The 24,540-nt window shown below is 72.0% G+C and carries 20 protein-coding genes and 2 tRNA genes; 3 read left to right on the top strand and 19 right to left on the bottom strand.

What is annotated here, in order from left to right; all coding sequences use genetic code 11:
• Nucleotides 1-86 precede the first annotated feature (86 nt).
• The 4 genes from OG899_RS18095 to OG899_RS18080 form a co-directional block, all read right to left on the bottom strand.
• Entirely contained in the window at nucleotides 87-692 is a 606-nt protein-coding gene (locus tag OG899_RS18095; RefSeq protein WP_168132309.1) for an ATP-dependent Clp protease proteolytic subunit, read from the bottom strand.
• 278 nt (nucleotides 693-970) lie between these two features.
• Nucleotides 971-2,359, bottom strand: coding sequence for a trigger factor (tig, locus tag OG899_RS18090; protein ID WP_125500421.1), 1,389 nt, complete (start codon nucleotides 2,357-2,359; stop codon nucleotides 971-973).
• Nucleotides 2,356-2,523: a hypothetical protein gene (locus OG899_RS18085; protein ID WP_168132302.1), complete on the bottom strand. Its 168-nt coding sequence runs from the start codon at nucleotides 2,521-2,523 to the stop codon at nucleotides 2,356-2,358. The genes tig and OG899_RS18085 overlap by 4 nt, the downstream gene beginning before the upstream one ends.
• A gap of 82 nt (nucleotides 2,524-2,605) precedes the next feature.
• Nucleotides 2,606-2,682, bottom strand: a tRNA-Pro gene (locus tag OG899_RS18080).
• Nucleotides 2,683-2,991: 309 nt separating this feature from the next.
• Here OG899_RS18080 and OG899_RS18075 point away from each other — a divergent pair.
• Together OG899_RS18075 and OG899_RS18070 are read left to right on the top strand one after the other, a co-directional pair.
• Nucleotides 2,992-3,062 (top strand) — tRNA-Gly (locus tag OG899_RS18075).
• A 589-nt stretch (nucleotides 3,063-3,651) separates the two neighbouring features.
• Entirely contained in the window at nucleotides 3,652-4,017 is a 366-nt protein-coding gene (locus OG899_RS18070; RefSeq protein ID WP_229813638.1) for a DUF6083 domain-containing protein, read from the top strand.
• 18 nt (nucleotides 4,018-4,035) lie between these two features.
• On the opposite strand, the gene OG899_RS18065 is transcribed toward OG899_RS18070, so the two are convergent.
• Entirely contained in the window at nucleotides 4,036-4,230 is a 195-nt protein-coding gene (locus OG899_RS18065; RefSeq protein ID WP_125500422.1) for a hypothetical protein, read from the bottom strand.
• Between the two features lie 486 nt (nucleotides 4,231-4,716).
• Here OG899_RS18065 and OG899_RS18060 point away from each other — a divergent pair, with 486 nt between their 5' ends.
• Nucleotides 4,717-5,952 (top strand): acyltransferase family protein, encoded by a 1,236-nt coding sequence (locus OG899_RS18060; RefSeq protein WP_168132301.1) that lies wholly within the window; start codon nucleotides 4,717-4,719, stop codon nucleotides 5,950-5,952.
• Between the two features lie 164 nt (nucleotides 5,953-6,116).
• Here OG899_RS18060 and OG899_RS18055 read toward each other — a convergent pair whose 3' ends face one another.
• From OG899_RS18055 to OG899_RS17990, 14 genes are all read right to left on the bottom strand, one after another.
• The gene (locus tag OG899_RS18055; RefSeq protein WP_125500424.1) at nucleotides 6,117-7,547 is read right to left on the bottom strand and encodes a DUF6177 family protein; all 1,431 of its coding nucleotides are present in this window, start codon (nucleotides 7,545-7,547) and stop codon (nucleotides 6,117-6,119) included.
• A 12-nt stretch (nucleotides 7,548-7,559) separates the two neighbouring features.
• The gene (gene eccCa / locus OG899_RS18050; RefSeq protein ID WP_189427489.1) at nucleotides 7,560-11,534 is read right to left on the bottom strand and encodes a type VII secretion protein EccCa; all 3,975 of its coding nucleotides are present in this window, start codon (nucleotides 11,532-11,534) and stop codon (nucleotides 7,560-7,562) included.
• A gap of 40 nt (nucleotides 11,535-11,574) precedes the next feature.
• Nucleotides 11,575-13,032, bottom strand: a complete 1,458-nt coding sequence (locus OG899_RS18045) for a MinD/ParA family protein (protein WP_185867976.1) — start codon at nucleotides 13,030-13,032, stop codon at nucleotides 11,575-11,577.
• 61 nt (nucleotides 13,033-13,093) lie between these two features.
• Entirely contained in the window at nucleotides 13,094-14,449 is a 1,356-nt protein-coding gene (gene eccD, locus OG899_RS18040; protein ID WP_125500426.1) for a type VII secretion integral membrane protein EccD, read from the bottom strand.
• A gap of 76 nt (nucleotides 14,450-14,525) precedes the next feature.
• Nucleotides 14,526-14,837 (bottom strand): hypothetical protein, encoded by a 312-nt coding sequence (locus tag OG899_RS18035; RefSeq protein WP_125500427.1) that lies wholly within the window; start codon nucleotides 14,835-14,837, stop codon nucleotides 14,526-14,528.
• Nucleotides 14,838-15,003: 166 nt separating this feature from the next.
• A complete protein-coding gene (locus OG899_RS18030) occupies nucleotides 15,004-15,447 on the bottom strand; it encodes an HD domain-containing protein (protein WP_229813675.1) in 444 nt (147 codons plus the stop codon).
• A gap of 161 nt (nucleotides 15,448-15,608) precedes the next feature.
• Nucleotides 15,609-16,844, bottom strand: coding sequence for a DUF6508 domain-containing protein (locus OG899_RS18025; protein WP_168132299.1), 1,236 nt, complete (start codon nucleotides 16,842-16,844; stop codon nucleotides 15,609-15,611).
• 273 nt (nucleotides 16,845-17,117) lie between these two features.
• A complete protein-coding gene (locus OG899_RS18020; protein WP_406311089.1) occupies nucleotides 17,118-18,446 on the bottom strand; it encodes a DUF6508 domain-containing protein in 1,329 nt (442 codons plus the stop codon).
• A gap of 11 nt (nucleotides 18,447-18,457) precedes the next feature.
• Complete coding sequence (locus OG899_RS18015) at nucleotides 18,458-18,862, bottom strand: hypothetical protein (RefSeq protein ID WP_168132297.1); 405 nt, start codon at nucleotides 18,860-18,862, stop codon at nucleotides 18,458-18,460.
• Nucleotides 18,863-18,903: 41 nt separating this feature from the next.
• On the bottom strand, nucleotides 18,904-21,519 hold the full coding sequence (locus tag OG899_RS18010; RefSeq protein WP_406311088.1) for an ADP-ribosyltransferase: 2,616 nt from the start codon (nucleotides 21,517-21,519) through the stop codon (nucleotides 18,904-18,906).
• Nucleotides 21,516-21,914, bottom strand: a complete 399-nt coding sequence (locus tag OG899_RS18005; protein ID WP_125500861.1) for a DUF6507 family protein — start codon at nucleotides 21,912-21,914, stop codon at nucleotides 21,516-21,518. Before OG899_RS18005 ends, OG899_RS18010 begins: the two co-directional genes overlap by 4 nt.
• Before the next feature lie 182 nt (nucleotides 21,915-22,096).
• On the bottom strand, nucleotides 22,097-22,411 hold the full coding sequence (locus OG899_RS18000; protein ID WP_125500542.1) for a pore-forming ESAT-6 family protein: 315 nt from the start codon (nucleotides 22,409-22,411) through the stop codon (nucleotides 22,097-22,099).
• A gap of 79 nt (nucleotides 22,412-22,490) precedes the next feature.
• Complete coding sequence (locus OG899_RS17995) at nucleotides 22,491-22,817, bottom strand: hypothetical protein (RefSeq protein WP_406311194.1); 327 nt, start codon at nucleotides 22,815-22,817, stop codon at nucleotides 22,491-22,493.
• 182 nt (nucleotides 22,818-22,999) lie between these two features.
• Nucleotides 23,000-24,175 (bottom strand): PP2C family protein-serine/threonine phosphatase, encoded by a 1,176-nt coding sequence (locus OG899_RS17990; RefSeq protein ID WP_125499339.1) that lies wholly within the window; start codon nucleotides 24,173-24,175, stop codon nucleotides 23,000-23,002.
• Between the last annotated feature and the right edge of the window lie 365 nt (nucleotides 24,176-24,540).

Raw genomic sequence — 24,540 nt, 5'->3', positions numbered from 1 at the left:
GCCTGGGGGCTGCGCGGGTGTCCTCGGCGGGCGCCGGGGTCCGCGGATGCGGAGAGGGGGCTCGGACGGCCCCCGCTCCGAGCGGCTCAGGCTCCGGTGCCACCGCCGCCCGGCATACCGGCGGCGTGCGTGATCACGTCGTCGATGAGGCCGTACTCCTTGGCCTCGTGGGCGTCGAACCAGCGGTCGCGGTCGGAGTCGCGGATGATCTGCTCGACCGTCTGGCCGGTGTGCAGGGCGGTCAGCTCGGCCATGCGCCGCTTGGTGTGCAGCAGCCGCTCGGCGTGGATCTTGATGTCGGTGGCCGAGCCCGCCAGTCCGGCGGAGGGCTGGTGGATGAGGATCTCGGCGTTGGGCAGCGCGAAGCGCTTGCCGCGGGTGCCCGCGCTGAGGAGGAACTGGCCCATGGAGGCGGCCAGACCCATGGCGATCGTCACCACGTCGTTCTTGATGTACTGCATGGTGTCGTAGATCGCCATGCCGGCCGTGATCGAACCACCGGGGCTGTTGATGTACAGGTAGATGTCCTTGTCGGGGTCGGCGGCAAGGAGCAGCAGCTGCGCGGTGATCTTGTTCGCGATGTCGTCGTCGACCGGCTGGCCGAGGAAGATGATCCGCTCGTTGAGCAGCCGGTTGTAGACCTGGTCGCCGAGGCCACCACCGATGGAGGGCTCGCCGGCGGCGGAGGGCATCAGATTCGTCACGTATCCACCTGCTCGTCTTGCGACGGCGCCGGGCCGTCTCACGTTTTCTGCCGGGGCGCGGGTCCGTCCGGCGTTAGCGGGGACTCCCCTGCCCTCGTATTCATGGACCCTAACGCGCGGGTTGCTTCGGGGAATCCCGCTCAAGGGAGTGTTCGCCGGGGGCGTAGCGCACTGGCCCGCCAAGGCGCAGGCCGGGTAGGGCGATGGGCCCTGGGGCGCCGTGCCCCAGGGCCCATCGTACGGACGTCCTGGACGGTCCGCGCGGATCAGGCCTCGGCCTTCTCCTCGCCCTCGCCCTTGTCGTCGGCGGAGGCCTCGGCGGTGTCGGCCGCCTCGTTGTCCTCCTCGTCCTCCAGGTCGACGATCTCGCCGTTGGTGTCCTTCACGGTCGCGGCCTCGACCACGACGGCCAGGGCCTTGCCGCGGGCGACCTCGCCGACCAGCAGCGGCACCTGGTTGTTCTGGACGACCGCCTGGGCGAACTGGTCGGGGGACATGCCGGAGGAGGCCGCACGCCGCATGAGGTGCTCGGTCAGCTCCTCCTGGTTGACGTTGAGCTTCTCCTTGGCGACCAGCTCGTCGAGGACGAACTGGGTCTTGATGCCCTTGACCGCCGCTTCGCGGGTCTCGTTCTCGTACTCCTCGGCGGTCTTGCCCTGGAGCTCCAGGTACTTGTCGAGGGTGAGACCCATCTGCGCCAGCTGGTGCTCTTCCAGGTTGTGCTTGCGGGTGCGGATCTCGTCCTCGAGCAGCTTCTCCGGCACCGGCACCTCGACCAGCTCCAGCAGCTTCTCCAGGACGCGCTCCTGGGCCTGGGTGGCCTGGTCGTAGCGCTTCATGTTCTCGAGGCGCTTGCGGCTGTCGGCCTTCAGCTCCTCGAGGGTGTCGAACTCGGAGGCGAGCTGCGCGAACTCGTCGTCCAGCTCGGGCAGTTCCCGCTCGGCGACCTGGCTGACCTTGACGGTGATCTCGGCCTCCTTGCCGGCCGCCGAGCCGCCCTTGAGCTCGGAGGTGAAGGTGGCCTCGCCGCCGGCCTCCAGACCCTTCACGGCGTCGTCGATGCCGTCCAGCAGCTCACCGGAGCCGATCGTGTACGACACGCCGTTGGCGATGCCGTCCTCCAGCACCTTGCCGTCGACCTTGGCCTCGAGGTCGATGGTGACGACGTCGCCGTCCTGGGCGGCGCGCTCCACCGGGGTGGTGGAGGCGAAGCGCTCGCGCAGCTGCTGGACCGCCTTCTCCACGTCCTCGTCGGTCACCTCGACGGCGTCGACCTCGACCTCGATGCCGGAGTAGTCCGGGATCTCCAGCTTCGGGCGGACCTCGACCTCCGCGGTGAAGTTCAGCGTCTCGCCGTCCTTCAGCTCGGTGATGTCGACCTCGGGCTGGCCCAGCGGGTTCAGCTCGGCGTTGTTGACCGCGTCCGTGTAGAACTTCGGAAGCGCGTCGTTGACGGCCTCCTCCAGGACCACGCCGCGGCCGAACCGCTGGTCGATGATGCGGGCCGGGACCTTGCCCTTGCGGAAGCCCTTCACCGTGACCTGCTGGTTGATCTTCTTGTACGCCGCGTCGAGGCTGTCCTTGAGCTCCTCGAAGGGCACCTCGACAGTGAGCCGAACCCGAGTCGGGTTCAGGGTCTCCACGGCGCTCTTCACGGTTCGGTCTCCTTGTGGCTGACTTCTCGGGTGTCGCCGGAGTCGTCGGGGATTCCGGCGGATTTCGCCGCCCGGAGGAGTTCGTGGCCCAGTAGGCCGGACACACGGGCGCGCAGCTTGCATAGTAACCGCAGCAGCTCGACGCCCCAAAAGGCGATCACCATCGCACGGGCACCGCGCCGGATGCGCCCGGGACACGTCGTCGACGTGCCCCTGTCACGTTGCGCCGGCCAGGTCGCCGGCGGATGGTCGGGGTGGCGGGATTTGAACCCACGGCCTTCCGCTCCCAAAGCGGACGCGCTACCAAGCTGCGCCACACCCCGTCTGGTGCGACACGTAGGGTACATGCCCACGGCCCGCGCGGCCGCCCGCGCGCACCCGCACCCGGGGGCGCACGCGTGGTCACCGCGCCCCCTCGGGGCGCACGACACCCCCGGAAGGGCGCCTGTCCGCCGGTTCCACGGGGCTCACCGTCGGCCCTGCCCGACGCCGGGACGCCCCTGCACGCCCGGACGTCCACCGAAGGGCGCACACGAGAGCCGGGACGACGGGCACGGGGTGTGCAGCGAGGGGACACGACCCGCTAGGATGCGTGTGTGCCGCGGCCGTACGGTCCGCGGCGCGCGTTCTGTGCGGGCGTAGCTCAATGGTAGAGCCCCAGTCTTCCAAACTGGCTACGCGGGTTCGATTCCCGTCGCCCGCTCTGACGTGGCTCAGGCCCAGGTGAGACCGTTTTCCGGCCGCCTGGGCCTGAGTCGTTCCCGGGGGGCGGGAGGGGTGTGGGCGCCGTGCCGGGTGGACGTCCCGGCCGGACCGGGACCGCACAACGGATCGGGACGGCAGACGCCTGCACGACGGCACGGGGCGACGAGGCGGCGCCCGTTCATACGGTGCCCGGGTCCGACGCCGAGCGCCGCTCCGGAGCGGGGAGCGCGTCTCGGGGCGCGGGAGACATCAGCCGCTGACACACCGGGACGCCGGCGTCCGGCTGCGGGGCTCCGCTCCCGGGCCGTTCCGGCCGGTCGCCTCCCGGCCGGTTCGTTCGGTCGTCTTTTCGAGCGATCCGGGCGGAGCGAGCGATCCGGGCGGAGCCTTGTCCCTCGACCGCAGGCCGAGCCATGGCCATGACATCTCCGGACCGAAGTGTCCGATTCGCGCCCTGTCGGCGTTGTGCGTGTCTGCTCACACTCGGACCCAAGGGGGCGTGTGGGGGTGACATGTGGGCTTCGTGCTGGACGTGCGGAAAGCGTGATGCCTCCGTTCGCGAGCGCGGGCGGATCGACCTCTGGGGCGTGCTCTGCGACGGCTGCTGGAACGTCCGGGCCAACCGCCTCGCCGAGGAGGAGGGCACCACGGCGACGCCCTTGCCCGAGCCGGACCCGGACGACACGGAGTGGATCGAGGCACCCGTGTGCGAGCAGTGCGGCGCGGCGATCCGCGTCTGGCCGACCGAGTACGACCGCTGGGTGGCCCTGGCCACCCGGCCGCTGCCCGCGAAGGACGTCCCGGAGCATCACCGCTGGCGCCTGGTCGAGACGCCCGCCGGTTGCGTGGCGGTCCGGCTGCGAGGCGCCCGGCTGCTGCCCGACGAGCCGGTCTACCCCCACCACCGGATGCTGTGCGTCCCCGAGGAGGACGCACCCCGGCGCGCGAACTGACCTCGGACAACCGGCGTGTCAGAACCTGATCGAGTTGATCGATTCCGCTATCGAGTTCAGAAAGCGGTTGATCGACGGAGCCATGCCCGAGGAGGCGAGGAAGAAGCCGAACAGGATGGCGACGATGGCCGGGCCCGGCTTGAGGGAGCCGCCTCGGAACAGCACCACCAGGATGACCGCCAACAGCAGCACCACTGACAGCGAAATGGCCACAACTGATCACACCCTCGGTCGGTCCGCTCTCCCGGCCCGGGGGCCGTCCCCGCACCCCCGCTGGAACCATCGTGCCACCAACACGGCCGCAGTATGCGGTGACTGACGCATCATCGGTCGACAGGGCGTCGGCATGCACACAGGTCCCGCACGGCGGGGCACGCACCGGCCGCTTCCGGGGCGGGACTCCAGGTATGCCGCGGCCGCCTTTTCGCAGGCTGGGTCACACGCGGCGACCGGGCGATCGTTTCAAATCCCACACATCGTGTTCGCGGGTGACTCGAATGCGCGGCGCCGGCGACTGTCCGGCTCTCAACTCATTCGCGGAAAAGGGGATATGAGGCTGCCGGTTGTGACCGCACGGCGATGGTGATGTGGTGACGCTCACCTTTTCGGTCACGCGGTTCCCGGGTAACGGCGGCCCGTGGCCCGATGTGCCGCCGCACGTATCCGCGCAATGCCGCAGACAACGCTAGGGTGCCTCAGATGTTCCACGCCGCCTCATCCCCCGGATCGAAGAGAACACCGCTCCCGGCGCTCCGTCCGCCGGCCCCGGAGGCCCCGCGTCCGCAGCGGCCGGACACACGCCGCGGGCCGTCCGACGAGCAGCGCGACCCGTTCTTCGACAACGCCAAGTATCTGGCGATCGTCCTGGTCGGGCTGGGGCATGCTTGGGCGAACATCATGAGCGACAACCGGCTCCTGCAGACGGCGTACACCGTCGTCTACGTGTTCCACATGCCGGCGTTCATCATCATCTCCGGTTATTTTTCCCGCACTTTCGACCTGCGCCCGCATCGGCTGAAGCGGCTGCTCACCGGCGTTCTCGTGCCGTACCTCGTGTTCCAGACCGCGTATTCCCTGTTCCGTATCCATGTCGGTCACACCGGCGACCCGCACATCAATCTTTTCGTCCCCTGGTATCTGACCTGGTTCCTGTGCGCCCTGTTCGTCTGGCGGCTGACCGCGCCCGTATGGCGGATGCTGCGCCGTCCGCTGCCGGTGGCGCTCGCGGTGGCGATGCTGGCCTCGGTCACCCCGGGGATGGGCGGACTGCTGGACATGCAGCGGATTCTTCAGTTCGCGCCGTGCTTCGTGCTGGGCATGTGCCTGAAACCGGAGCACTTCCACCTGGTGCGGCGGCGCGCGGCGCGGATCGCCTCGGTGCCGGTGTTCGTGCTCACGGTGGCAGCCGCCTGGTGGGCCACGCCCGGCCTGCAGATCAGCTGGCTGTACCGGAACGCCGCCGCGCAGGACCTGGGCGCCCCCTGGTGGGCGGGTCCGGTGACGGTGCTGGTGCTGTTCGCCTGCGCGGTGCTGCTGACGGCCTGTTTCCTGGCCTGGGTGCCGGGCCGGCGGCTGTGGTGCACGGCGCTGGGCGCGGGCACGCTGGGCGGCTATCTGCTGCACGGCTTCGTGGTGAGGGGCGTACTGTACGCGGGCGGGTTCGAGCCGGACTGGATGCACGGCCCGCTGGGCGCGCTCGTCGTCACCGTCGTCGCGGCGGCGGGCGTGACGCTGCTGTGCACCCCGGCTGTGCTGCGTGTCTTCCGGTGGGTGATGGAACCGCGGATGGACTGGGCCTTCCGGCCGGTCGCACCGCGGACGGCCGGAGAATCCGGGGGCACCGACGGCCGGGCGGCCGTGTCCGGGCAGGCGGGCACGGCGGAGACGGCCGGGGCGGAGACGTCTGAGAAGGCCGGGGCGGCGACGGGCCGCTGACCTGCGCCGGACGAGCGAGCGCGGCGCGTGCGAGCGCGGCGCGTGCGAGCGTGACGCGTGCGAGCGTGACGCGTGCGAGCGCGGCGGGGAGCGTCCGCGACGGTGACGGGACACCCCCGGCACGCTCCCCGCACACTCCCGGCACCCACGGCCGGGGCGGCCGCTCAGGCCGCCTGCTCGCCCTTGAGGTGACGCATCAGCTTCTCGAAGTCCTGCCAGCCGGACAGGTCGGAGGCGTCGCCCGGGAAGGGGTAGTACAGCGCCGGGCGGGTCCTCGGGCCGAGTTCGCGCGGTGCCTGGGCGAGCGGGGTGCGCCGGGCGCGGTCGCCGGGCATCTCGCGGACCTCCTCGGCGCCGAGCACGAAGGCGAACGGCACGCCGGGTCCCTCGAAGCGGGGCGGCACCGACAGATCGCGGCGTGCCCGGCGGATCTGCACCAGCATGGACTGCAGGTCGTGCCGGGTGGCGAGGATCTCCGCCGCGCGGGGCACCGCGTCGGTGGGCACCTGTTCGCCCGGACCGTAGCCGAAGGCCAGGGTGACGTCCTCCTCGATGCCGCCGGTGGTGCGGGTGATGCGGACCGTGGCCAGGCCGGGGCGTTCCGGTGTGCCGACCACGACCAGCCAGGTCGGCTCCGGTGACCGCTCGTGGGCGACGTCGGTGAGCTGCCGCAGCGACCAGGGCAGGTTGGCGGGTTCCTCGGTGCCCCAGCCGGCGGGCGGTTCGCCGGTGATCTCCCGCCACACGGCCTCCAGGGCGCCGCCGAGGACGAGCCGGTCGTCGGCGGGGTGGATGGCACGGTAGGAGATGGCCAGCTGCCGTTCGCCGGTGTCCGCCACGTCGCGGGTGAAGGACTCGGCGACCGGAGTGCGCGGGTCGTCCGGGGTCGCCTCGGGCGAGGTGGCGGTCACGAACAGGCCGTTGTTCCACTCCAGCACGGCGCCGGACAGGCCGTCGTAGTAGCCGACCTCGGCGTCCTGGACGACCCAGCGGGAGGGCCAGCCGGGCAGGGCGGCGCGCACCGCCGGGGACAGCCGGGTGCCGGCCGGGGTGACGATCTGCAGGCCGAGCTGGGCGTTCGCGGCCGCCTTGAAGGCGTCGGCGAGCCAGGCGGTCATCGCGACCACCGGGCGGTCCTGGATGACGACGGCGACCTTGTCGGTGAGCACGTCCACGGCGGGCTGTGCGGCGGCCGGCTGCGGCGCGACGCTGATCCCGTCGGTCTCGACGACGGCGAGGGAGCGCGCGGCCTGCGGCGGCCAGGCGGTGCCGCCGACGACGGTGGCCAGGCGGGCGGCGAAGGTTCCGGCGAGCCGTTCGCCCTCCTCGACGCCGGTGGTGGCCCGGGCCTCGGTCCACCAGTACGGCACCTCCGGCTCCACGGCGCCGAGCAGCCGCTGCGCCTCTCCCCTGACCTGCACCAGCACGGGTGCCTCCACGGAGACGAGGGGCCGGCCCTGCTCGTCGCACAGCTGCACGACCGCGCCCTCGCCCTCGGCGCCGACCAGCTTGTCGGGGCCGCCGGACAGCAGGCCCGCGATCACGCTGAGCGGGTCGGGCATCTTCTTGGTCAGGGTGACGACGTCCTTGGTCATGGCGGTTCCCCCCTAGTTCCCGGCGTAGACGGTCTGGATCAGCCGGTGCGGCTCGCCCCTGCGCACCAGCACGCCGCGTCCGGGCGGCTGCGGCCCGGCGTACACACCGGGGAGGAGCTGTCCCTCACCGCGGTCGCCGGACATCACCAGCGCGGAGGCACCGGATTCGCGCAGGCCCTGCGTCAGCGGCTCGTACAGCCCGCGGGAGGCGCCCGAGACCCGGCGGGTGAGGACGAAGTGCAGGCCGATGTCGACGGCGGACGGGATGTACGGCACGAACGGGGCGAGCGGCTGCTGCCCGGCGGTGGTCAGCACGTCGTAGTCGTCGACGAGGATGACGATGCGCGGGCCCGAGCCCCAGCTGCCGGGTTCCAGCGAGGCGGGGTCGGCGGTCTCGTCGGGCAGGCGCTTGTCGAGTTCTCCGGCGATGCCCGCGGCCAGCGCGCCGGCCAGCTTGGCGTTGTAGGCGTACCCGCCGCGGTACTCCTCGGGGATGGCGCCGCGCAGGCCGCGCCGCGGGTCGAAGACGCCGAAGACCAGTTCCTCGTCGCTGTAGCGCTCGATCAGCCCCTGGGCGATCGCCTTGAGCAGGTTGGTCTTGCCGCACTCGCTGTCGCCCATGATCAGCAGGTGCTGGTCGTGCTGGAACAGGTCGAGCAGGACGGGCGCGAGCCGCGACTGGTCCAGGCCGATGGGGACGCGGCGCGGTTCGGCGGACGGGCCGGGCAGCGCCTGCGGCTCCACCACGTGCGGCAGCACCCGCACCGGCTGGGCGACCTCGCCGGTCCAGGTGGCGCGGATGGTGCGGGCGGTGCGTTCCAGGACGGTGCCGAGGTCGGCGGTGTCCGCGAGGCCGTCGGTGCGGGGCAGCGCGACCTGGGCGAACAGCTTGCGGTCGGTGAGGACGCGGCCCTTCTCCTCCGGGGAGAGGGTCTCGGCGAGCTTGCGGTCGATGCTGGACTCGCTGGGGTCGTTCAGCCGCAGCTCGACGCGGGTGCCGAACTGGGACTGGGTGGCGATGCGCACGTCGTTCCAGCGCAGCATGCCCGCCACGACGTGGATGCCGTAGCCGCTGCCGCGCTTGAGGATGTCGCCGACCGCGTCGTCCAGTTCCTCGAAGTCGTCGCGGAGCGCGCCGAAGCCGTCGATGAGCAGCACGATCTCCGTGGACGCCAGCTCGGGCAGCCGTCCGGCGGCGCGCAGGGTGCGCAGCTGTTCGAGGGAGTCGATGTTGTGGATGCGGAAGAGTTCCTCGCGCTGGTCGAGCATGGCGCGCACGGAGTCGATGGTGCGCGCGGCCCGTTCCCGGTCGGCGCGGCCCGCGACCCCGCCGACGTGCGGCAGCCCGGACAGGGCCTGCAGGCCGCCGCCGACCAGGTCCAGGCCGTAGATGCCGACCTCCTGCGGGGTGTGGGTGAGCGCCAGGGACAGGGCGAGGGTGCGCAGCAGGGTGGTCTTGCCGGACTGCGGGCCGCCGATGACGGCGGCGTGGCCGCCGGCGAGGGTCAGGTCCAGGTACCACTGGCCCTGCCACTGCTTGGTCGGGTCGTCGATGATGCCGAGCGGCACCTGGAGCGGGCCGCGGCGTCCGGCGAGCTGGGTGCCGCGGGTGCCGACCTCGACGGGGCCGGCGACCTTGTCCAGGGGGATCGCGTCGGGCAGCGGGGGCAGCCAGATGCGGCGCACCGGGCGGGCGCCGGCCTCCTCGATCTGCCGCACCATCACGCCCATCTCGGTCGGGCCGGTCTCCCGGCGCCGCACCTGCGGCTCCTCCGGGCCGGTGTCCTCGTCCTGGCCGAGGGTGTTGTACGCCTCGTACTCCAGGGCGAGCGGGCCGGTGTCCTCGGTGTCGCGCTGCACGGGGCCGCGGTAGGCGCCGGAGACGTAGCCGGCCTTGAACCGCTCGTAGTGGCTGGTGTCCACCTTGAGGTAGCCGAAGCCGGGCAGCGGCGGCAGGTGGAAGGCGTCGGTGGTGTCCAGCACGGTGCGGGACTCGTCGGCGGAGAAGGTGCGCAGACCCAGCCGGTAGGACAGGTAGGTGTCCAGGCCCTTGAGCTTGCCGCCCTCGATGCGCTGGCTGGACAGCAGCAGGTGCACGCCGATGGAGCGGCCGATGCGGCCGATGGACAGGAACAGGTCGATGAAGTCCGGCTTGGCGGTGAGCAGTTCGCCGAACTCGTCGATCACGACGAACAGGTGCGGCAGCGGTTCGAGGTCGGGCCGCTTCTCGGCGCGCAGCGCGGCGTAGTGGCCGATGTCGGCGACGTTCCCGGCGTCCTTGAGGACCTGCTGGCGGCGCTTGACCTCGCCGGCGAGGGAGGCGTGGACGCGTTCGACGAGGCCGGCCTGGTTCTCCAGGTTGGTGATGACACCGGCGACGTGCGGCAGGCCCGCGAACGGCGCGAAGGTGGCGCCGCCCTTGTAGTCGACGAGGACCAGGGCGAGGTCCTCCGGCGGATGGGTGGCGACCAGGGCGAGCACGAGGGTGCGCAGCAGCTCCGACTTGCCGGAACCGGTGGCGCCGACGCACAGGCCGTGCGGGCCCATGCCGAGTTCGGAGGACTCCTTCAGGTCCAGCAGGACCGGCTCGTGGGAGTCGCTGACGCCGATGGGCACGCGCAGGAAGGCCCGCTCGCCGCGCGGCGCCCACAGGCGGTCCAGGTCGAGCTGGGCGACGTCGTCGATGCCGAGCAGTTCGGCGAAGTCGACCGGGCCGCTCAGCGGTGCGTCGGCCTCCGCCTCGGCGGACAGCCTGAGCGGGGCGAGCATGCGGGCCAGACCCTCGGCGAAGGGCGTGCCGATCTCGTCGACGACGCCGTGGGCGCTGACCGGTTCGCTCTGGCGCAGGTCCTCGATGACGACACGGTCGCCGTCGACGGTGATGCGCACGGTGACGCTGCCGGGTTCCTGGATGCGCTCGTCCAGCAGGTGCAGCACGGTCACGCCCATCTCGCGCAGGCCCACGGCCTCGTCGGGGCGCGGCAGTTCCACGGCGTCGTCGCCGTGCCCGTCGGCGACGACGAGCAGCCGGGAGGTCATGGCGAGGGCGTCCTTGCCGGACAGGCCGCGGCGCACCTCGGCGGCGTAGGAGGCGCGGCGGCGCAGCTCGGGGCCGATCTGCCGGGCCAGCTGCGGCAGGGACGGGGCGATGCGGCGGGCGGCGACCGGCCCGTCGAACTGCTCGGAGTCCAGCAGGTGCGGCAGCCACTTGGCCCACTCCCAGTCGGCGATCCGGTCGCCGGGCGCGGCGAGCGCGATCGCCACGTCGTCGGGGGCGTGGGTGGCGGCGGTCTGCACCATCAGGGCGCGGGCGACCCGCAGGGTGTCCTCCCGGCGGCCGATGACGCTGACGTTGCCGACCCGGTCCAGGGGCACGGTCAGCGGCAGTTCGGTGCCGGTGGAGAACCGGGCCATCAGCGCGGACGCCTCGTTCAGCATGAACTGGTCGGGCGGGGTGAGCACGGAGGAGCCCTGCTGGGCGAGCTTCAGGTCCCGCACCGGCATCTCGCCGGTGCCGACCCGCACCCGCAGGAAGTCGTCGTCCAGCCGGCGCCGCTCCCACAACCGGGCCGGGTCGCGGACGATGTCGTACAGCGCGTCCGGCGGCGGGTTGAGCACCTGCGCCTGTTCGCGCCGCTCCCGCTCCTCCTTCGACAGCTCCTCGCGCAGGTCCTCCAGGTAGGACAGGTAGGCCTCGCGCTGGGTGCGGCGGGTGCGCTGGGCCTTGCCGCGCTGGGAGAACACCAGGGTGAGCGAGCCGGCCAGGGTGACCACGAGGATGATCGCGCCCAACCCGGCGAACTGGCTGTTGCGCACCACGGTCATCATGACGACCGACGACATCACACCGGCGACCGGCAGCAGCGAGGTCGCGATGGAACCGGCCTTGCCCTCGGGCAGGTTGGGCGGCGCCTCGATGGTGCGCGGCTCGGGCGCGGCCGGGGGCCGGGTGGTCCGGGCCGGGCGGTGGATCAGTCGGGTGCTCATCGTGCGTGCCTCGTCCTCGTGTTCCCCTGCGTCGAGGGGGTCAGCGGCGCTTGTGGGAGAGCTGGAAGACCTCGGCGGCGAGCCGGGTGACCGCCTGCCGGGTGGCCTGGGCGAGCAGGTCGGTGCGGATGGTGCCGCCGGCCGCCAGATGCCGGTCGTAGGGCAGGACCCGCACGCTCGCACCGGTCGCCTTCAGCTGTTCGGCCGCCTTGTCCAGGTCGAGTCCGGTGTGCGGCACGGTCTCGGTGAGCACGACGACGGTGGAGGTGGTGATGTCCCGCGGCAGCGCCCGCATCCACTCCAGCACGGCGTGCGTGCTGGCGATGCCCTCCAGGGTCGCGGGCACGGTCAGCACCCGGGCCTGGGCGGCGGACAGCGCGGTGCGGGCCACCTCGGCGGGCAGGGTCTCGCAGTCCACCACGGTCACGCCGAAGTAGCGCCGCAGGGCGACCATGACCCGCTCGTAGCCCTTGGTGTCGAGCATCGCGCCGACCTGGCCCTGACTGCCCGGCAGCAGCCAGGCGTTGTCGGGCAGCTGCACGAGGTACCCGGTCACGTCCAGCAGCGACATCTGCGGCTCGACGATGCCGGCGAGGTCGCCGGTGGTCCAGCGCAGGGTCTCCGCGCCGAGCCGGAGCGGCAGCGAGCCGAGCGCCGGGTCGGCCTCGACGACGAGCACCGGGTCCTGACGGTAGTGCGCGTAGGTGGTGCCGAGCAGGGCGGTGACCGTGGTCTTGCCGGAGCCGCCGCGGATGGAGGTCACGGCGATCTGCCGGCCGGTGGTGACCGGCTGCTGCAGCACCTCGGCGGTGGCGGTGGTGTCGGCGACCTCCCGCGCGGCCGAGGACGACACGGTGCGGCGCACGGCCCGCAGCGCCCGCCGGGCGAACGGCTCGCCGTGCCGCGGCTTCACCCCGGCGGCCGCGAGCTGCTTGTCCACCACGGGACGGGAGTCGGGGGTGGCACGGGGGGAGCGGGCGGCGTGGCCGGCCGGCTGCTGGTGCGGCACCGCGGCCGGCTGCGGCTGCGGGGCGGCGCCGGGCGCGGGGGCGTACGCGGGCTGCGCCTGCGCCTGGTGTGCCTCCTGCGCCGGGGCGGTGTACGGCTGGTGGGGCTGCGGGGCTTGGTAAGCCTGCTGAGCCTGGTGGGCCTGCTGCTGCGCGGCCTGCTGGGCCTGGTACTGGGCCGGGTACGGCTGGTGGGCACCGGCCTGCGGAAAGTGCTGCTGGTGCGGCTGCGGCTGGTGCGGGTAGCCGTAGGCCGGGGCGGCTGCGCCGTGCTGCGGCTGCCCCTGGGCCTGCTGCTGCGCCGGCACGCCGGCCGCGGGCGTGCCCGGCCGCGGTGTCGCGTCCGGGTGCCCGTCCTGACCGGCCTGACCGGCGGCCTGCGGCGCCTGATGCGGTGCCCGTCCGGCCTCCTGCGGTCCCCTCCCGGACGTGCCGCCGCCGCTCCTCAGGTCGCGCAGCACGTCGCTCTGCCAGTTCTCCCCGTTCGGCATGTCGCCTTCTTCCCCTGCCTCGTCATCCCGCCCGGAGCGCCGGCGCGTCGTCCATGAAGCCTCAGAACTTGTTGAGCAGCTGCCCGTAGATGCCGAACACCCCGACGGCGAGCGGGAACAGCCCGATCACCCCGAGGGACTCGATCAGGTCGGCGAACCGGCGCAGCCGCACCCGGATGTGCTCCGGCGGCTCGACCGCGAGGACGAGCAGCGGCAGCAGCGCGGCCGCGCCGAGCAGCACCAGCGCGCCCGCTCCCCCGGCGTGGTCCAGCCACAGCACCGCCAGCCGCACGACGAGCACGGCGGCCGCCGCGAACGCCGCCACGACCTCGGCGACCAGCGGGAAGGCCCGCGCCCGCGAGAGCAGCACGACGGCGGTCAGCGAGGCCAGCGTCACCGTCCACACGGTCGGCTTCTCGGCGGCGGTCAGCAGCCAGCCGCCGGCGGCGGCCGAGGCGGCGGTGACGATCGTGGCGAGCGCCAGTCCGCGGTGGGTGGCGGCGAGCGCGTTGGCGACCGCGTGCCGGCTCACCGACGCGCCCGAGGAGCGCCGGTCGTCGAGCCCGGTGAGCCCGGAGGCCATCAGGGCGATCCGGGGCAGCAGTCCGAGCAGGACGATGGAGACCACGGCCATCACGGCGCCGAGCCGGTCGGGCCGGTCCTGCACGGCGGCGACGGCCTCCCACACGACGGTGATCACGGCGGCCGCCCCGGCGCCGATCAGCCCGCCCCGGCCCAGCGGCGAGAAGTACGCCAGCAGCACCAGGGTGACGACCAGGGCGCCGACGACACCGGCCAGCCGGGCCGTCGCGGACCAGTGGTAGGCGTCGGCAGCGGTCCACGCCGCGAGCAGGCCGAGTCCGCCCGTGGCGAGCAGCAGGGCCGTGGCCAGGCCGACGTTGCCCTTGCCGATCTTCGCCACGAGGGCCCCGGCGAGCAGGCAGACCACGGTGAGGGCCGCGAGGGCGGTGGTGACGCTCTCCAGCGCGAACTCCCGCCGCGCCAGCACCCCGGCGGTCACCGCGAGCGCCACGGTGGCCACTCCGGCGCTGGCCCGGCGGGCGGCCGGGCGCCAGCGCCAGGCGCGCAGGTCGAGGTCGTCGGCGACCTGGTCGGTGACGTCGTGCACGACCGGCGCGGGCGGTGCGGCATGGGCACGCACCAGCTGCAGGACGGCTCCGTCGGGGATCTCCGCCGAGGCCAGCGTCGCGTCGTGCGGCAGGACCGAGCCGTCGGAGGTGATCAGCTGCCGGGTGGCCGGCCGGGTCGCCGCGCGGTCGTCGAGCAACCGGAGGATGTCGGGGAGCAGTTGGCCGATCGGGGTGTCCGACGGCAGGACGATGTCGGCGCGTCGTCGCTCACCGACCAGAGTGACCCGGCTCAGCTGGGTCCGGGACGTCGTTGCTGTGCTCACCACTCACCGGAACCTATCATCGCGTGGATTCGGCCAAGAGCCTGCGTGACATGATCATGTCCGTCTTGCCACACCGTCTTCACCGTGTCTCGGAAGTCGCCGACGGACCGTCCGTCGGGCTGGCCGTCGGGGACGGGTTGAACAGCTGCTCCTGCTGTTGCTGCTGCTTCTTCTGCTCGGCCTTCTGCTTGGCCAGCGTCGCCTGCAGGAACGACCAGCCCACGCACCCGGCGCACAGCACGGCCGTGATGGCGATCCCCGCGAACACCTTGCCGAGCCGCTCGTCCAGGGTGCGACGTCCGCGCTGCGCGCCGAACAGCAACGCGTCGCGCATCCGGCGCCGGCGCACCGCCACCGACTCGAGCAGCTGGCTGTCGTAGTCCCGTGCCATTTCCGTCGTCCTGTGCTGTAGATGCGTGCTGTCGTGATGCGTGCTTGTGATGCGTCCGTGGCGTACGTGCGGTCCGCGTGCTGTCGCGCCGTGGGCCGGGCCGGTGCGTGCGGCCGTGCCCGTGGGCGGGGTCGTGCGTGCCCGGCCTGTGCGCCGGGCGGTGCGGTCAGTCGTCCGGGCCGAGCCCGAGCAGGTCGCGCATGGTGGCGTACTTGCGCGTCAGCCGCCTCGCGGTGGCCTCGTCCAGCACGGCCAGCCGGCGCGGGTCGGCGTTGTGCGCGAGGTCGGCCGCCTTCACCAGGCGGGCGCCGGGCGTGGCCAGGATCCGGCGCGCGTACGCCTCCGTCTCCTCGCCCGGCCGTTTGGTGACGGCCCGTACGACGTCCTTGGTGCGCTGCGGCAGCCGGGCCGCGTCGAGCCACTGCTCGCTCAGCACGCCGTCCTCCACGGCGTCGTGCAGCCAGGCGGCGGCGACCAGGTCGTCGTCCCCGCCTCGTGCCCGTACGCCTTCGGCGACGGCCTGCAGGTGTTCGGCGTACGGCCGCCCGGCCTTGTCCGACCGGCCCTCGTGCGCGGCCCGTGCGGCCGTCTCCACCTCGGCCAGGGTCATCTGCGCGGCGGCACCGGCCGGCGCCTGCGCGCGCTCCTCGCCGGGCGTGCTGTCCTGCGGCATGTGCATCCCCCTACGTCGCTTCCGCAACATAGGGCATGGACGGGGTGTCCGTACACCCGGGCCCGGATGCCTGTGGACAAAGCCCGGCGTTTCGCGCGTCAGCCACCGCCGGACACCGCTGCCACGATCAGGGTCAGCACCCAGCACAACGGGATCAGCGCGACGTACGCCAGGGGCCGCCGGTGCACCGGGACCCCCGGGTCGAACCGCCCGCCGGTGACGGCCGGACCCGGCTCCGGCAGCCGTTCCACCCGCCGCACGGCGAGCAGATTCCGCACCAGGGTCAGCCAGCCGAACAGGACGAGCGAGAGCGGACTCCACCAGCCCCAGCACAGCGTGTACGTGGTGAAGCCCCGGTGCAGTGCGAGCCCGCACGTCCGGCACACCGGCCCGTCCATCCGCCGGAACCGCAGGAAGAACAGCAGCCCGAGATGAGCCCGGAAGGCGACGTTCACGGCGGGGAAACCACCGCAGTGCCTGCACACGGCGGCCGGGGCCGCAGCCACGGGCGCCGGGGCGGAGCGGGCGGGACCGGTCGTGGCGGCCGTGGGGGCCGACGGCACCGAGGGCGCCGTGGGGTGCGCGGGGGCGGGCGCTGCGGGGGCGGACGGGGCGGGGCCGGCCGTGGATCCCTGCGCCGCCGCCCAGGCACGCAGGGAGGCGACGACGGCGTCGAGGAGCCCGTCCTTGACCGCGTGGGCGATCGTGCCCTCGCTGAAGCGTTCGCCCCGCACGACGGCGGTGGCGGCACGCACGGCGTCGGCGGCGGTCATCAGCCGCCCGTCCGCGGGCACTTCGGGCATCGGGTTGTCCATCCACCGGTGCTCGGGCGTGACGGCACCGACCTCGTTGAGCGCGCGGACCACCCGCCTCAGCGGCTCGCTGTAGACCGGGTACGGCATCTGGATGGCCCCGCTGGGCGACTTCTCGCCGCCGCCCCAGGTGACGTCGCGGTCCTCGTCCGTGAGCGCGTCGTACGCCTCGGCCAGCTCCCGCCAGGAGGGATGTCCCGCGGGCGCCAACTGGTCCAGCAGCCGCTGGTCGTCGGCCGGGGTGACGATGCGGGCCAGTTCCTCGAGCGCCGCCATGTCCGCGGCCTCGGTGACGGGGCTCGCGCCGGGCTCATGGCTGAACAGGGCGAGCACACCGGCCGGGGTGAGGCCGCGCCGGTGGGCGTCCTGCATCCGGTTCGACCAGGCGATCCCCGCCTTGTAGGCGGCGCTGCTGCTCGCCGCGCGGTCGACGAGACCGAGCTGGGTGCCGTCGGTCCAGGCGTAGCCGATGATCTCGCCGTCGGGCGCGGTGAGGGTGATGTACTGCAGGGGTTCGGACATGGGCCGGGCCGTCAGTCGTTCCGTGCCGGCGCCTCGACCGCGGCGGAGTCCGGGGCCCCGGCCCGGGAACCGAGGCCGACGCAGCGGACAGGCGGGTCCGTCCGGTGCCGGTGACGCGGCGGGGTGCCCGGCGCCCGCAGGTGCGTCATCGGCTCGGTGAGGCTCGTGTGCTTCGTCTGCTCGTCGCTCATCGGTCTCAGTTTCTCGTATTTTTCCGGGCCCCGTCGCGACCGAGGGCGGGCAGGCCCCGCGGTGTCCGCCGCCCGGAGCGGGTCAGCCGCCCGCGCACACCGCCACCACGATCAGACCCACCACCCACACGAGCGGTATCAGCGCGACGTACGCCCGTGGCCGGCGGTGCACCGGCAGCCCCGGATCGAACCGTCGGCCGAGCAGCCCGGGACCCGGCTCCGCGAGCCGCGCGACGCGCTGCACGGCGAGCAGATTCCGCACCAGCGTCAACGGCCCGAACAGCACCAGCGACAGCGGACTCCACCACCCCCAGCACAGGGTGTGCGTGGTCAGCGCACGATGGACCCCGAGCCCGCACATCCTGCACATCGGCCCGTCCATCCGCCGGAACCCCAGCAGGACGAGCAGCCCGCGGTGTGCGCGGAAGGACACGTCGACGGCGGGTGAACCACCGCAGTACCGGCACCGGACCGGCGCCTGCGGAGGGCGTGGAGCGCCGCCGGCGGCCCGGGGGACGGGGACGGGGACGGCGGGTGCCTGCCGACCGGAGCCGTCCTCCGCCCTCCCACAGGGCGCGGATGACACGCCATCGGCGGCCGACTCGGCGTGCCACGCCCGCAGGGACAGCACGACGGCGTCGAGGAGCCCGCTGTGCAGGGCGTCGCCGACGAGCCCGGGGTGGAAGCGTTCCCCGCACACGAGGGCGGTGGCCGCCCGCACGGCGTCGGCGGGCGACAGACGCCCGGACGACGGGACCTCGGGCAGCGGATGCCCCATCCAGCGGTACTCCTCGGTGACCGCACCGAGGTCCTGCAGCGCGCGCAGCACGCGCTGCACCTGCTCGCTGTACACCGGGGCCGGGCCCGGGACCGGCGTCCGCACCGTCCCGTCGCCGGACGGCTCGCCGCCGGCCGCCCCGCCACCGGCCGCCCCTCCGTCAGCCGCCGCGCGGTGGGCTGCCTCCCGGTCGGTGCGGTCGGCCCTGTCACCGTCGTCCAGGGTGCCGTCGCCGTCCCAGGCGACCTCGCGGTCCGCGTCCGTGAGCGCGTCGTACGCCTCGGCCAGCCGTGTCCAGGCGGGGTGGCCCGCCGGGACCAGCTGATCGACCAGACGCCGGTCGTCGGCCGGGGTGACGATGCGGGCCAGTTCCTCGAGCGCCGCCATGTCCGGAGCCTCGGTGACGGGCCCCACGCCGGGCTCGTGACTGAACAGCTCCAGAACACCGGCGGGGGTCAGCCCGCGCCGGTGGGCGTCCCGGATCCTGCCGAACCAGTCGATTCCGGCCCGGAAGGCGTCGGTACTGCTCGCCGCCCGGTGGATCCACCCGGTGTCGTCGGCACTGCCCCAGGCGTAGCCGATGATCTCTCCGTCCGGGGCGGTGACGGTGATGTAGCGGAGGGGGCCGGACATGGCTCGCGACGCTATTCCCCCTTGGCGAGGGCCTTGACGACCGCAGCGTTGGGAGCTTCGCGGAGGGAGTCAGGCCTGGCCCGACCGAATTTCCCGTCCGCGTGCTCAGTCAACAGTTCCTGAAGTGCCTGAGACGGAGAAATACCCCGGCCTTTGGCGCTTTCCAGTCGGTGGAACCAGATGGAACTCTCCATCAAAGCACGGGGACCAGCCGCCTTCCGTGCCTCCCAGGCAGCAGCGTCGTCCTCGTCGCTGGCCCAGACGTAGCCGAGGACGACACCGCTCTCCTTGTCCGCCACCTCGAAGTACCGCACGGGTTTGTCGGTGGTGGTCGCGTACCGCGGCGGTCCAGGCGCCACTTGCCGGAACATCACGTCATCGTCGAAACGGGGATTGATCGGCCGTTCCTCGCTCACAGCTTTCGCCTTCCCTTGAATTTTCTCTATGTGCAACGAGCTTACGACCTGGGCAGGATCTCCCCGTACACGTGCCACTTGCCCGATTCGTCCGCGAAAACGCGAGTCACCTTGTACGCGGAGCCACGAGCCAGGAGCAATTCCCGTTCACCCTTCACCTGAGTGAGGGGCTCCAACCAGAGGGCGGGCGTTCCCTTCGGCACTCGCAGGTGCAGCCATACCGGCTTGTGGTTGAAAGGCTCCGGCGGCGTCTTCCCGATCGCTGTAGAGGTGTACGCCAGGTCATCGAAGACGCCACCCTGCATCTCAAGCGGCGACTCGAGTTTGAGGTGATCGATACCCGTACCGCGCACCACCATGATGTCCTCGGGCACGGGATAGGAATCCATCACCTCGTCCATGCTCTTGATGGTGTCCAGGATGTGCTGCGGCGCCTCTGTGCCATAGCGGAGATGGTTGTTGATCGGGTCGTAGGCGGCTCCGGTGTAAGTGACAAGACCGGCCTTCTTCTCAGCGGGCAGGCTGTCTATGAAGTCCTTCCACACCGCGTTGCCGTAATCGAGCCCCGCCTTGTTGCTGGAGCTGGGCACGGGGTTCGTTCCATGCGCCAGCTCAGCCGTTGCCACAGCGTGCTGCTCTTCGACGGAGAGTGCGTCGAACTGCTCCTGCGACATGTGCGGCTTGTACTCGAACGGCGCCTCGGAGCCGGGCACCGGCACGTCCGTGCCCTCGTGGCCCGGCACCGTCGGCGTGTCGACGCCGTGGTGGGCAGTCGCGTCCACGACGGTGTCGCCGAAGTCCGCGGTGTCGTCCACGTGGAGGTCGTCGCCCGCGTGGCCGTTCGGGTGCTGGTCGGCGTGGCCGGTGCTGTCGTGGCCCGCGTGGTGACCGTCGTGCCCGGGCCCGTGGGAGCCGTCTCCGTGGCCCGTGGGTGTCTCGTGGCCGGCACTGCTGCCCGGGAAGTCGTGGGCGCCTCCGTGCGGGCCGGGGACCGTCGTGTCGTGCGGGTTGTACCAGGGGCCCGACTGGACGTCGTGCGTCGGAGTGCCCGCCGGCGTGTGCTGGTACGACGCCGGAGGCGTCGTGTCGTAGTGGGCGGCCGGCGGGTAGGAGTTGCCGGGGCCGTACGACGTGCCGCCGTACGTGCCGTGCGACGTGCCGCCGTACATGCCGTCCGCCGCCACGTGGGTGGGGCCGGCGTGGACGGGACCCGTCGGGTTGTGCGGGATGCCGCCCTGGATGCCGTGGCTCGTGGTGGGCATCCCGTAGGAGGCGCCGCTGTCGACGGTGTGCGGGATGCCACCGTGGACACCGTTGCCGGCACCGCTGGGGAAGCTCGCGTAGGCCGCCTGCTGGCCCTGGATCGTCCAGCCTTCCGGCAGCTGCGGGGCCGCCGGCTGGTGCAGCACCGGAGTGGTCTCGACGGTGCCGTTCGGCGTCACGAAGTTGCCCTGCGGGTCGACGAAGTGGCCGTTGGGCAGCGGAATGGTGTTCTGCGGCAGGTGCACCGCGTTGTCCGGGAGGGTGGGGATGTCGATGTTGCCGACGCCCCTGAGCCCCTTGGTGATGTCGCCGATCTTCGACAGTCCCGCGCCCGCGCCCTTGGCGATGTAGGTCATCGGGTCGATGAAGTGGCCCGCCTTGCCCGCGAGCGAGATCGCCCGGGCGGCCGCGCCGGCCTTGCCCGCACCCGCGGCCGCACCACCCGCGCCACCGGTGAACACGGTGGTCAGCACGTTGAAGGTGACCGCTCCGGCGGCACGGGCGGGGTTCTTGCCCCACTCGTCCCAGGCGACCAGCGCCTTGCCGGTCTCCTTCATCGCGGTGCGCGAGTCACGGATCCACGAGGGCAGCTTGTCGTCCGGCAGGGTCCAGAACGCCGCGCCCACTCCGGGGACCGCGGTCAGGGCGATACCGGTGGCGAGCTGGGCCAGACCCTTCCACGCCTGCCCCATCGCCTCCCAGCCACCGAACCCGACCAGCGTGCCCAGACCCTTGATCGTCCCCCACACACCGTCGACGATCAGACCGTCCCACACGAACGACTTGACCCAGTGACCGATCTCCCACGCGTGATGCTTCTCCTCGACCGGCTCACCCCAGGGAACCTTCGCGTTCTTCAGGTCCTCGGCGTTGAACCCGTACTGGTTCTTCTTCTCCGAACCATCGCCCGCGACCATCTGGGTGCCGTGCCACAGCGCGGTGATCTTGTTGTGGCAGGTGCGCTCCGCCGCCCAGAACGCCGCCACCGTCTGCGTGATCTCGTCCCGGATCCGGTTGTGCTCGTCGACCTTGTCCCCGTCGTACTCCCACTCGTCGTCGTCCTTGACCGAATCGACGAACGCGACCGCCTCCCGCTTGAGGTCCTCCAGCTTCTTCACCAAAGGACGCACCTCGGTCGCATACCCCGACAGCGCGCCCGACACCTTCTGCAGATCGTCCGCGAACGCCCCCGCCCGGTCCTTCACCGGCACCGTCGTCGCGAACAACTGCTCCGCCTCAGGCGCCTTGTAATACGCCGACAACCCCTGGAACCGGCTGTGGACGTCCGACCCCGTCCCCCGGATATGACCCGCATCCTTCGTCAGCGCCGCACAATCCCGCTCCAGCGCATCCAGATCCCCCGTGAACTGCGGGATCTCCTCCGGCTTGATCACGCCTTCGCCGCCTTCCCGCCACCACCGGGCATGTCCACCTTCGGCGCACCCAACGCCTTGTGCTGCGCCTCCGCCGCCATCTGCTCATCCCCCCGCAGATACGCCGTCGTCGCATCCACCACACCCTGCAACGACTTGCCCGCACGCGCCGCGATCCACTGCAGATCCTTCGCCGCACGCTCCGCATACTGCGACAACGCAAGCGCCACCAGACCCCCCTGCGCCTGCTCACCCCCCTTGGCAGGAGCATCCGCCGAGATCGTCCCCGCATGCGTCGCCGCCGACGTCAAATGCTCCCCGTACGACTTCGCATACTTCTCCAGATGCGACGCCGCCTCACCCGTCGTCTTCAACACCTGCGAAATACCCTGCGGCTGCAGATCCCAGCCAGACACCCACAAACCCCCGAAATCCGTGAAAGAACCGCACCCCGGCCCCACCGGCCGCTCGGCCGTCGGGCCACCGACGGCCGGCCACCCGGCCGCCCCGCGGAAATCCGAACACCGGACGGTGACCGAACGCCGGCCCGGCCGAAGCCGGCCGCCGTCCGGTCACCGATCCGTCGTCGACACAAACCTCAGCCGATGTTGTCGACCGCGGCCTTCGCCCTCGCCAGCGTCGACTGCGCGGTGGCGTCGTTCTTCTCCAGCGTCGTCTTCACCAGCTGGATGATGTTCCGCACCTCCTGCGAGGCACGGTTCCACCGCTGCTCCTTGCCGTGGTACTCGTCCGCCACGCCGTCCGCCATGAAGTCGGCCATGGCCGCCTTCACCTGACGGTCGCGCTCACCGATCACCTGCTCCAGCCGGCCGATCACCGACTGCAGCGCGCCCTGCACATCCGCCGAAGCCGTCGTGTCGTACGACCGACGATCCTTGCCGGCACCCGCCATCACACACACTCCCCGTCACACAACCTGAAGGACCATCGAACAACAGAATCCGGGCCGCAGCGGCGGCCGGTGGGCCGGCTCAGCGGAACCGCGCGGCGTCGAAGTTCGCCGCACTCATCTGCTGCCGCGCGTTCTCGCCCTGCTCCTGGTCACCCGACGAGAACGCCGTCTCCATGCCCGACTGACCACCCAGGATCGCCGCCAGCGACGAATTCAGCTCCTGCGTGATCTGATCCGCATGCGTCTTGAACTGGTCGAACGCCTGCCGGCCCGCACCGTTGAACTTCCCCTCCAACGGCTGCGCGGCCTGCACCAGCTGACGGATCAACCCGCCCAGATCGTCGCTCGACCCCCGCGAATCCTTCATCAGCGTCGACAGCGTCTGCGCGCCCATGTCGAACTTCACGCCGAACTCGCCTCCCCCTTCAACATCATCTGAACCGCGGGCCGCACATGCGCGCGACCACGGCATGGCCGAAACATTGCTATCAGGACCGAAGACACTGTGGGTGATCGGGGCCACGATGTCCACAGGTGCATCACAAATGGCCCCCACCGGCCAGGTAGTCCTTCTGTCGTGCCGGACCGTCACCTCGATGCCGTCGCCGTGCTGTCACGGCAGATCAGCAGCAGTGCCCGGTCGTCGTTGACGTCCTTGGCCACGGCCTCGATGAGATGCCAGGCGGCGCCGTGGAAGCCGCCGGCGACGTACCGGTCGGCCTCGCCGGTGAGGCGGTCGATGCCCTCGGCGATGTCCCGGTCGGCCGTCTCGACCAGACCGTCGGTGAAGAGCATCAGCACGTCGCCGGGGCGCAGCGAGCCCTTGACGGGGTCGAACTGCGCCCCGTCGTACACGCCGAGGAGAGGGCCTTCGGCGGCCTTCTCCTCCCAGCGGCCGGTGCCGGCGCTGAGCTGGAGCCCCGGCGGATGGCCCGCCGAGTACAGCTCGTAGTCGCCGGAGTCCAGGTCGAGGACGAGGTGGATGGAGGTGGCGAAGCCCTCCTGCCAGTCCTGGCGGAGCAGATAGCCGTTGGCCGCGGGCAGGAAGGCGTGCGGGGGCAGACTGCCCAGCAGTCCGCCGAAGGCGCCGGACAGCAGCAGGGCGCGCGAGCCGGCGTCCATGCCCTTGCCGGAGACGTCGGTGAGGACGACCTCCAGGGTGCGGCCGCCGTTGGTGCGGGCCGCGACGACGAAGTCGCCGGAGAAGGACTGGCCTCCGGCGGGGCGCAGCGCCATCTCGTGGTGCCAGCCGGCCGGCAGCACGGGCAGCTTGCTCTGCACGCGGATGCGTTCGCGCAGGTCGAACAGCATGGTGCCGCCGCGCCGCCAGGGCACGCCGACCCGGCTGCGGAACTGGGCGATCAGCAGTCCGATGAACCCGCAGGCGGCGACGGACAGGACCACGCCGGGCGTCACCCGGGAGGGACCCTCGGTGTACGGGCCGAGCCGGATCGACTCCACGATCAGCGCGGCGGCCGCGGCCGCGTACAGGCCGAGCAGGCTCGCGGGGCGCAGCAGCAGGCCGCCCACGACGATGGGCAGCACCAGCGTGACCGGCGAGAACCACACGGAGTCGACGAGGGTCAGGGTCGCCAGCAGCGGGATGGTCAGCAGCAGTCCGCCGAAGGCGATCCAGTCCGAGCCGTCGCCGCGGAAGTAGTCGACGGCGGCCCGGCGCAGGCTGACGCGGGCCCGGTGCCATCGCATCTTGACCCGGGCCGGGAACGTCTCGGCCGCCGTGCGCGGCCCTCGTCCTGCTGCCATCAGTTCGGGACCCTATCCAGCAAAGCCGCCGCTTGGCACGGGAGGTCCGACTTATCCCCCGTCCGAGGCTGGACTTGACATGAATCCGGACGACGACGCATCGAGCGGCGTCCGGGATATCTCCCACCTCGTTCCACTTCGTCCCGTTGCGCACGATCCGTCGCCGACAGGGTGGGCGACGTGCGACGACAGGTGCGGTGCTGCTCGGTGGGGAGTTCGCGATCGGTGTGTATGCGGTGATTCCGGCCGGACAGTGCGGAGCCGGGTACGGTGGCGTGATCCGACGGCGCGCCGCGCATCGGCGCGCGCCTGCCCGCGAGCGGTGCCGACGGGGCAACGGGCTGCGAGGCCGGGCACGGGCCGCC

Source organism: Streptomyces thermoviolaceus (assembly GCF_045209695.1).
GTDB lineage: Bacteria > Actinomycetota > Actinomycetes > Streptomycetales > Streptomycetaceae > Streptomyces > Streptomyces thermoviolaceus.
The sequence above is the reverse complement of the archived record's forward strand: the minus strand, read 5'-3'. Positions and strand labels throughout refer to the sequence as shown.